6 protein-coding genes are annotated in these 9032 nt (G+C 76.3%); 2 read left to right on the top strand and 4 right to left on the bottom strand.

Going from position 1 to position 9032, the window contains the following annotated elements:
• The first annotated feature begins 274 nt into the window (after window positions 1–274).
• Both ACFV2S_RS33795 and ACFV2S_RS33790 read left to right on the top strand, forming a co-directional pair.
• The gene (locus ACFV2S_RS33795; protein WP_385568309.1) at window positions 275–3817 is read left to right on the top strand and encodes a trypsin-like peptidase domain-containing protein; all 3543 of its coding nucleotides are present in this window, start codon (window positions 275–277) and stop codon (window positions 3815–3817) included.
• Window positions 3818–3855: 38 nt separating this feature from the next.
• Window positions 3856–4809 (top strand): bifunctional riboflavin kinase/FAD synthetase, encoded by a 954-nt coding sequence (locus tag ACFV2S_RS33790; protein ID WP_385568305.1) that lies wholly within the window; start codon window positions 3856–3858, stop codon window positions 4807–4809.
• A gap of 343 nt (window positions 4810–5152) precedes the next feature.
• Here the strand turns inward: ACFV2S_RS33790 and ACFV2S_RS33785 are convergent, their stop codons facing one another.
• The 4 genes from ACFV2S_RS33785 to ACFV2S_RS33770 are packed head-to-tail and all read right to left on the bottom strand — an operon-like array spanning window position 5153 to window position 8902.
• Entirely contained in the window at window positions 5153–6115 is a 963-nt protein-coding gene (locus tag ACFV2S_RS33785; protein WP_385568302.1) for an ABC transporter ATP-binding protein, read from the bottom strand.
• Complete coding sequence (locus tag ACFV2S_RS33780; RefSeq protein ID WP_383799745.1) at window positions 6112–7077, bottom strand: ABC transporter ATP-binding protein; 966 nt, start codon at window positions 7075–7077, stop codon at window positions 6112–6114. The genes ACFV2S_RS33785 and ACFV2S_RS33780 overlap by 4 nt, the downstream gene beginning before the upstream one ends.
• Complete coding sequence (locus tag ACFV2S_RS33775; protein WP_383799748.1) at window positions 7074–7958, bottom strand: ABC transporter permease; 885 nt, start codon at window positions 7956–7958, stop codon at window positions 7074–7076. The genes ACFV2S_RS33780 and ACFV2S_RS33775 overlap by 4 nt, the downstream gene beginning before the upstream one ends.
• A complete protein-coding gene (locus ACFV2S_RS33770) occupies window positions 7955–8902 on the bottom strand; it encodes an ABC transporter permease (protein WP_385568365.1) in 948 nt (315 codons plus the stop codon). Before ACFV2S_RS33770 ends, ACFV2S_RS33775 begins: the two co-directional genes overlap by 4 nt.
• Between the last annotated feature and the right edge of the window lie 130 nt (window positions 8903–9032).

Raw genomic sequence — 9032 nt, 5'->3', positions numbered from 1 at the left:
CGGGGGGGGCGGCCGCGCGCTGGGGGGGTCTCTCCTCGGCGGGCGCCGGGGGGGGGGGGGGGCCCCCCCACCCCCCCCCCGCGGGGGGGGGGCCCCCCCGGCCCCCCCCCCCCCCCACGCCTTTCCCCCTCGTTTCCCCCGGACCGATCCTGTCCGATCGAGCCGCCGAAATTCACCCCATCGGGCAGGCGCTCGGAGTGAACGGGGGAGTGACGGGGGGCGCGTTTCCCCGCGAGCGCCTCCGGGTGATCACCGGCCGCCTACCGTCGACACCATGGGAAGCGGGGACCTGGCGACGCTGGTGCGCATCTGCGATCCGGCGGGCCGGCCACGCGGCACCGGATTCCTCGCCGACCACCACGGAACGGTGGTCACCAGCCACGAAGCCGTCGACGGGCTCAGCCGTGTCGTCCTGCACGCCCCCGGGGACCGGAGCTGGCTCGCGGCGGCCGAGGCCGTCACCCCGCTGCCCGAGAGCGGCCTCGCACTCGTCCGGACCGAAGGGCTCGGCGGCCGGCCCCTGCCGCTCGCGACCCGGCCCGAGATCGAACCCGGCACCTACGTGCGGATCGCCGCCCAGGGCTGGCGCGAGGCCCGGGTCCTCGGCCCCGCCTCCGTCACGTACGCCGCCGCCGACCGCTTCCACGACCTCGCCGACGCCCTCGAACTCGCCATCGGCACCGAGGGCGCCGACGCGCTCCGCCGCGGCGGACAGGCCGCCGGAGGGCCCGTCCTCGACACCGTCACCGGCACCGTCCTCGGCGTCCTCGGCACCGCCCTGCACGGCCGCCGCCAAGGCGCCGGATACGCCGTGCCGCTCCGCCCCACGGGCCCGCTCACCGCCCTCCTGCGACGCAACGCGGCCACCGTCCCCGCCTACGGCCCCGACCTCAACCTCGCCGCGATCCTGGAGCTCACCGCCACCTCCACCGGGCCCGTACGAGAACCCGTCCCCTGGCCCGAACCCGTCGAACGCCCCGCATGCGTCCGCGAGTTCGCCCGCTTCACCGCCGGACACGCCCCGGTCCTCGCCCTCGTCGGCGCCCCCGGCACCGGCCGCACCACCGCCCTCGCCACGCTCTGCGCCCGCCGCGCCAAGGGCGTCGCACCCGCCCCCACCGTCCGGCTGCGCGGGGCCGACCTGCGCGCCGAGGACCGCTCGCTCGCCGACGCCGTCGGCCGCGCCCTGCGGCAGGCCGGCCGGATCGTCGCCGCGTCCGGGGCGCTCGGCGACACCACGACCGCCACCCCGGAGCGGGCCGCCGCCCTCGCCCGCGACGCGGGCCGGCCGCTCCTCGTCGCCCTCGACGGCCCGGAGGAGATGCCGCCGCTCCTCGCCCACCGGCTCACCGACTGGACCACGGCCACCGAACGGTGGCTCCGCGCCCACCAGGTCCACCTCGTCACCGCCTGCCGCCCCGAGCACTGGGAACAGGCCGGCGCGCTCTACACCCCGGCCGCCCTCCACCGCCCGGCGCGGGACCCCGGTCCCGGCGAGGAACTCCCCCCGGCCGTCGTCCTCGGGCCGTACTCCGTGACGGAGGCCCGCGCCGTACGGGAGGGGTACGGGATCGGGGAGGCGGACCTCGCCCCGGCGGACGCCCGGCACCCGCTCGCCCTGCGGCTGCTCGCCGAGGTGCGGGCGGCGCTGCCGGGCGAGGTGCCGGGGCGGCCCGACCGCGAGGAGATCTTCACGGCCTATCTGGACCTGGTGTGCCTGCGGGCCGCCGTCCGGATCGCCGCGGGCTCCCGCCCCCTCGTCCGGGGCACGGCCGTCCGCCGGCTCGCCGCGCGCGTGACCGGCCGGCTGCACGAGGCGGCCCGCCGGTGCCTCGGCCCCGGCCACGGCGTCCTCGACCGGGACTCCTTCGAGGAGCTGTTCCCCTGGCGGGAGGGCTGGGCCCCGGCCGTGCTCACCGAGGGCCTCCTCGTCCCGGCGGGCTCCGGCTACCGCTTCGCCCACGAAGAACTCGCCGACTGGGTGCAGGCCTCCCACCTGGACCTGGACACGGCACTCGACGCCCTGGTCCACAGCGGGGGCGAGGCCCCGCCGGGCGCCCCCGGTGCTCCGGGCGGGCGCGTCGGGGCGGGCACCCGGGCGCCTCACACCGTGCCCCGGCAGCGGGACCCCGAGGCGCGGGGAGCCGGTGGGCAGCCGCCCGTTCCCCGCCACCGGATCGGACCCGTCCTCCAGGCACTGCTGCTGCTCCACCGGGAACAGGGGCCCGCCGGGCTCGCGCCCCGGCTCACCGCGCTCGCCGAGACGCTCGGGCGCCTCGCCGTGGACGGGCCCGCCGGCGCGGCGCGGGCCACCCGCGAGGGGGTGCGCGCCCCGGACGGTCACCCGGCCGGCGACGGTGCCTGGTGGGCCGCCCGGCTGCTCCGGGAGAGCGTGCGGCGGGTGCCGGACCCGCGGCCCTACCTGCCGGTCCTGAGGCTGCTCGCCGACCTCCTCGGGGCCCGCCCCGGGCCGCACCCGGTCCTCGCCCCGTTCGGGCCCGCGTTCTGGCTGGCCCTGCCGCTCGGCGAGGACGAGCGGATCGACCTGCTGCGGCGCACCGTCCCCGCAGGCCCGCCCGCGGACGACCCGGGCCTCGACGCCGTCGCCGGGAGACTCGTCGCCGACCCCCGGGGCGTGCAGCCGCTCCTCTGCCGCTGGTTCGGCGACGACAGGCCGGGCGTCGCCACCGCCGCCCGAACCCTCCTGCACACCCACCGTGCCCTCGCCGTCGACGACCTGTGCGAGGCGCTCGTCGCCACCGCCCACCCGCTCGCCGACGGACTCCTCGCCGCGCTCGCCGAGGACGAGCCCTCCGCCCTCTGCCGGGCCGTCGACCGCTGGGCCCACGACGACGGGCGCCCCGAGCGACGCGTCGCCGCCGCCGCGTACGGACACCTGGCCGCCGGGCACGCCGCCACCTCCGCCGACCGCGAGCTCCTCCGCTTCGCCGCGCTCGCCCTGCTCGCCCGCCCCGGGGACCGGACCCTGCACGGCGCCGCCCTCGGCCTCCTCGTCCGCGACCCGCACAGCCGCGCCCGCCACCTGCCGCGCGCCCTGGCCGAGTCCCGGGTGCCCGCCGCCGCCCTCGCCGAGGCCCTCGCCACCCACCCCGAGGAGGTCCTCGCCGCCTTCCGGGTCCGGCTGCGGGACGGCGGCGAGACGGCCGCCGCCGCCCTGCGGGCCCTCGCCGAGGTCGACACGCCCGCCCTCGCCCGACGGATCGCCGCCCACGTCCGCGACCACGCCGCCCACCACCCCGAGGCCGCTCCGCTCGTCGCCGCCTTCGTCGACCGCCGCCTGGAGGACGGGCCGGCGGCGAGGGCGATCCTGTTCCCCCTGGTCACCGGCCTGATCCGGGGCCGCCCCGTCCCCCTCCGGCGCGCCCTCGCGCCCGTCCTCGCCGCCCCCGGCACCGGGGCCTCCCGCCACCTGCGGGCCGAGCTGCTCGACGTACTCCTGGAGCACGAGCGGTACGAGGCCGAGGCCGGGGAGCACACCGTCCTCGAGGCCCTCCTGCGGGCCGCCGCGGCGGGCGCGGAGCGGCGCAGCGCCCCGCGCACCCGGGAGCTCACGCACCGGACCGGCGCGCTGTGCGTCCGTACCCCCGAGGGCGCCCGGCGGCTCGACCTGGCCCTGGCCCGCGCCGTCCGGGAGCGGCCCGTCTTCGCGGCGCTCCTCGCCGCGTGGACCGTCGCCGCCCCGGGAGACTGGGCGCCGCTGCTCGGCCCGGAGACCCTTCAGGCGCTGCGGAGTCCCGGCTCTGCCATGCCGATGCGTACCGACGGCCGTGGACATGGCAGTCTTAGACCTGCGTAAGGCGAACAGGGCGAACAGGCGGACGAGGAGCGGTCACAGTGCAGCGCTGGCGTGGCTTGGAGGACATCCCCCAGGACTGGGGACGCAGCGTCGTCACCATCGGCTCCTACGACGGGGTGCACCGCGGGCACCAGCTGATCATCGGGCGCGCCGTCGAGCGCGCCCGTGAGCTGGGCGTCCCCTCCGTCGTCGTCACCTTCGACCCGCACCCCTCCGAGGTCGTGCGCCCCGGCAGCCACCCGCCGCTGCTCGCCCCCCACCACCGGCGGGCCGAGCTCGTCGCAGAGCTGGGCGTGGACGCGGTGCTCGTCCTGCCGTTCACCGCCGAGTTCTCGCAGCTCTCCCCGGCCGACTTCATCGTGAAGGTGCTCGTCGACAAGCTGCACGCGAAGGCCGTCATCGAGGGCCCCAACTTCCGCTTCGGCCACCGGGCCGCGGGCAACGTCGCGTTCCTGACCGAGCTCGGTGCCACCTACGACTACGAGGTCGAGGTCATCGACCTGTACGTCAGCGGGGCCGCCGGCGGCGGCGAGCCCTTCTCCTCCACCCTCACCCGCCGCCTCGTCGCCGAGGGCGACATGGCCGGCGCGGCCGAGATCCTCGGCCGGCCGCACCGGGTCGAGGGCATCGTCGTCCGGGGCGCGCAGCGCGGCCGCGAGCTCGGCTTCCCGACGGCCAACGTCGAGACCCTGCCGCACACCGCCATCCCGGCGGACGGCGTGTACGCGGGCTGGCTGACGGCCGCGGGGGAGCGGATGCCGGCGGCGATCTCGGTCGGCACGAACCCGCAGTTCGACGGCACGGAGCGGACGGTCGAGGCGTACGCGATCGACCGCGAGGGCCTCGACCTGTACGGGCTGCACGTGGCCGTGGACTTCCTGGCGTACGTGCGCGGCATGCTCAAGTTCGACACGCTGGACGATCTGCTGCAGGCGATGGCGGGCGACGTGAAGCGCTGCCGCGAACTGACGGACGCATACGACCGCACCTGACGCTGCCCTTGTGGGCCTTCGCCCACGCCCGTGGCCGCTGCTCGTGCGAGCCCGCGCCCGGCGCCCGCATGGGCCTGCGCCCACGCCCGTGTGGGCCTTCGCCCGCTGCCGTGTGGGCAATCGTTCCGCAGGGCGGAACGGGTGGGCACACGGGACGGCGCCTTCTCGCGGCGCCTCCGCGTTCCGCGCCCTGGCCCGCACCACGAGGGCGGCGCAGCTGTCGGTGCGGGTTCAGGCGCGGGAGCCTGGGCGCGGCACGGGGCGCCGTTCCGTTGTGCCCACCCGTTCCGCCCCAGCGGAACGATTGCCCACAACGGGCGGGCGCGGCCCCACAACGGGTGGGTCAGGGGCGGGTCACCCAGTGGCACGCCACCGTCCGCTCGCCACGGCCCGGCAGCACCGGCAGGTCCTCGCCGCGGCAGCGGTCCGCCACCGGCGCGGCCTCTCCCGAGGCGAGGAGCTGGCAGCGGGCGTGGAAGCGGCAGCCGGACGGGACGCGGGACGGGTCCGGCGGCTCGCCGGTCAGCACCACCGGTGCGCCCTCCGACTCCGGGAGCACGGACAAGAGGGCCCGGGTGTACGGGTGTTGAGGGTGTGTCAGTACGGACTCCACCGTGCCGGTCTCCACGACCCGGCCCAGGTACATCACCGCCACCCGGTCCGCGATGTTCCACGCGAGCCCGAGGTCGTGCGTCACCACCAGCGCGGACAGCCCGAGTTCGTCGCGCAGTCGCAGCAGCAGCGCCAGGATCTCACCCCGTACGGACGCGTCCAGGGACGCCACCGGCTCGTCGGCGACGATCAGTTCGGGCTCCAGGACCAGCGCGCCCGCGATGACCACGCGCTGCCGCTGCCCGCCGGACAGCTCGTGCGGGTAGCGCAGGAAGAAGCGCTCCGGGGGCCGCAGCCCGGCCCGGGCGAGCGCCTCGGCGACGGCGGTCCGCTCGTCCCCCTGGTACCCGTGGATCCGCAGCCCCTCCGCGACGGCGTCGTACACCGTGTGCCGGGGGTTCAGCGAGCCGCTCGGGTCCTGGAGGACCAGCTGGGCCCGCTTCCGGTACGCCCGGAGCGCCCCGGAGGAGTACGAGAGCGGCCGCCCGTCGAAGGTGACCGCGCCCGCCGTGGGCCGGACCAGGCCGAGCAGGGAGCGGGCCAGCGTCGTCTTGCCGCAGCCCGACTCGCCGACCAGGGCCACGATCTCGCCGGCGCCGATGTCCAGGTCCACACCGTCCACCGCGCGCGCGGGCGGAGCGCCCCGGCGTCCGGGGAAGGTGACGTGCAGTCCGCGCGCCGACAGGAGGCTCATGACGTGCTCCCCACGTGTACGCAGGCGGCCCGGCGCCCCGCGCCCGCCTCCCGCAGTTCCTGATCGAGCTCCGCGCAGGCGTCCACCGCCACCGGGCAGCGCGGATGGAAGGTGCATCCGCCGGGCAGGTCCGCGGGGTCCGGCGGGTCGCCCGGGAGCCCTCGGGGCGCCCGCCGGGACGCCGGGTCACCGATGCGCGGGAAGGCCGAGGACAGCGCCCGGCCGTACGGGTGCGCGGCCGCCTCGTACACCGCCCGCGCCGGTCCCTCCTCGACGACCCGGCCCGCGTACATCACGGCGAGCCGGTCGCAGGTGTCGGCGAGGACCGCCAGGTCGTGGCTGATCATCAGCAGGCTGATGGACTGCTCGGCGACGAGCCGCTCGATCAGCCGCAGGATCTGCGCCTGGATCATCACGTCGAGCGCGGTCGTCGGCTCGTCCGCGACGATCAGGCGCGGGTCGCAGGCGAGCGCCATCGCGATCATCACGCGCTGCCGCTGCCCGCCGGACAGCTCGTGCGGATAGGCCGCGGCCCGGGCGGCCGGCAGTCCGACGTGCTCGAGCAGTTCGCCGACCCGGGTGCGGGCCGCCGCCGGGGTCGCCCGGCCGTGCACGAGCAGCGGCTCGGCGATCTGCTCCCCGATGCGGTGCACCGCGTTCAGCGAGTGCATCGCGCCCTGGAAGACGATCGACGCGCCCGCCCAGCGCACGGCCCGCAGCCGGCCCCACGACATGGCGAGGACGTCGTCGCCGTCGAGCAGGATCTCGCCCTCGATCCGCGCCGAGGCCGGGAGCAGCCGCAGCAGCGCCAGCGCGAGCGTGGACTTCCCGCAGCCCGACTCGCCGGCGACGCCCAGCTTGGTCCCCGGCTCCAGGGTCAGGTCGACCCCGCGCACGGCGGGCACGGCGCTCGCGCCCGAGCCGTAGGTCACCCTCAGGTCCCGTACCTCCAGGAGGCTCATCGCCCCACCCCCAGCTTCGGGTTCAGCACGGATTCCACGGCCCGGCCGCACAGCGTGAACGCGAGCGCGACCAGGGCGATCGCGATCCCGGGCGGGGCCAGGTACCACCAGTGCCCGGAGGAGACGGCGCCCGCCTCCCGGGCGTCCTGGAGCATCCCGCCCCAGGAGACCACCGTGGGGTCGCCGAGGCCGAGGAAGGCGAGGGTCGCCTCGGTGAGGATGGCGGTCGAGATGCCGAGGGTGGTCTGCGCGAGCACCAGCGGCATCACGTTCGGCAGCACGTGCCGGGTCATGACGTGCCGGTGTCCGCCGCCCAGGGCGGTCGCCCGTTCGATGTACGGGCGGGACTCCACCGCGATGGTCTGCGCCCGCACGAGGCGGGCGGTGGTCGGCCAGGAGGTCACGCCGATCGCCAGGACCACCGTCCACATCGACCGGGACATGACCGTGGCGAGGACGATCGCGAGCACCAGCGTCGGCATCACCAGGAACCAGTCGGTGATCCGCATGACGACGGTCGAGAACCAGCCGCCGTAGTGCCCGGCGATGATGCCCACCAGGGTCCCGATGGCGACCGAGAGGGTCGCCGCGAGCAGCCCGACGAGCAGTGAGATCCGGGCGCCCCAGATCAGCAGGCCGAGCAGGGAGCGCCCGAACTGGTCGGTGCCGAGCGGGAACTCGGCGCTCGGCGGCTCCAGGGCGGTGCCCGGCGCCTCGGTCACGGACTGCACGTCGGAGCCGACGATCAGCGGGGCGGCGAGCGCGAGCAGGGCGATCAGGGCGAGGCCGAGGAGGCCGTACAGCCCGGCGCGGTGGGTGCGGTACTGGTTCCAGAAGCGGGTGGCCGAACCCTTGCGGCGTTCCCACGTGAGAGAGGTCATCGGCCCACCCGGGGGTCGAGCAGCGGATAGAGCAGGTCGGCGATCAGGTTCATGAGGATCATCGCGCCGGCGAAGACGACGAACAGGCCCTGCACGAGCGGCAGGTCGGGCACGCTGAGCGCCTGGTAGAAGAGCCCGCCGAGCCCGGGCCAGGAGAACACCGTCTCGACCAGGATCGAACCGGCCGCCACATGGCCCAGGTTGATGAAGATCATGGTGACGGTCGGGAGGAGCGCGTTCGGCACGGCGTGCCGGCGCCGGACGGCGTCGTCCCGCAGGCCCTTGGCCCGTGCGGTCGTCAGGTAGTCGCCGCCCATCTCGTCGAGCAGCGAGGAGCGCATCACGAGGAGGGTCTGCGCGTAGCCGACGGCGACGAGCGTGACCACGGGCAGGACCAGGTGGTGCGCGACGTCCAGGACGTACGCGAAGCCGGTCTCGCCCGTCCCGGACTCCATGCCGCCGGTCGGGAAGAGGCCCGGGACCGGTCCCATGCCCACCGAGAAGACGATGATGAGGAGCAGTCCGAGCCAGAAGGACGGCACCGACCACAGGGTCAGGGCGATGCCGGTGTTCAGCCGGTCGCCGAGTCCGCCGTGCCGCCAGGCCGAGCGGGTGCCCAGCCACAGTCCGAGCGCCGAGTAGATGACCACGGCCACCCCGGTGAGCAGCAGCGTCGCCGGGAGCTTCTCCGCGATGAGGTCCCCGACGGGGGCGCGGAACTGGAACGAGGTGCCGAGGTCGCCGCTGAGCGCCTTCGCGCAGTAGTCGGTGAACTGCTGCCACAGCGGCAGGTCGAGCCCGAACTGGCGGCGCAGTGTGGCGAGTTGTTCGGCCGAGGTGGGGATGCCGTGGGTCATCGCCTTCACCGGGTCACCGGGGATGATCCGGAAGAGGAAGAAGCTGGTGACCAGCACGGCGAGGAGCGAGACGAGCGCGCCGCCCAGCTTTCCCGCCGCGTGGCGGAGATAGCCGAGGGAGGGACCGGTGCGGTGTGCGCCGTCCGTGGCGGGGGCCCGCTGGGGCCCGGCCCCCGAGCGCGGGGGGGGTGGCCGCGGCCAGGACGTAGCGCCGGTC

The organism is Streptomyces sp. NPDC059695 (genome assembly GCF_042733785.1).
Classification (GTDB): Bacteria; Actinomycetota; Actinomycetes; order Streptomycetales; family Streptomycetaceae; genus Streptomyces.
Note: the sequence above shows the minus strand (reverse complement) of the source record. Positions and strands in the feature narration are given on the sequence as shown.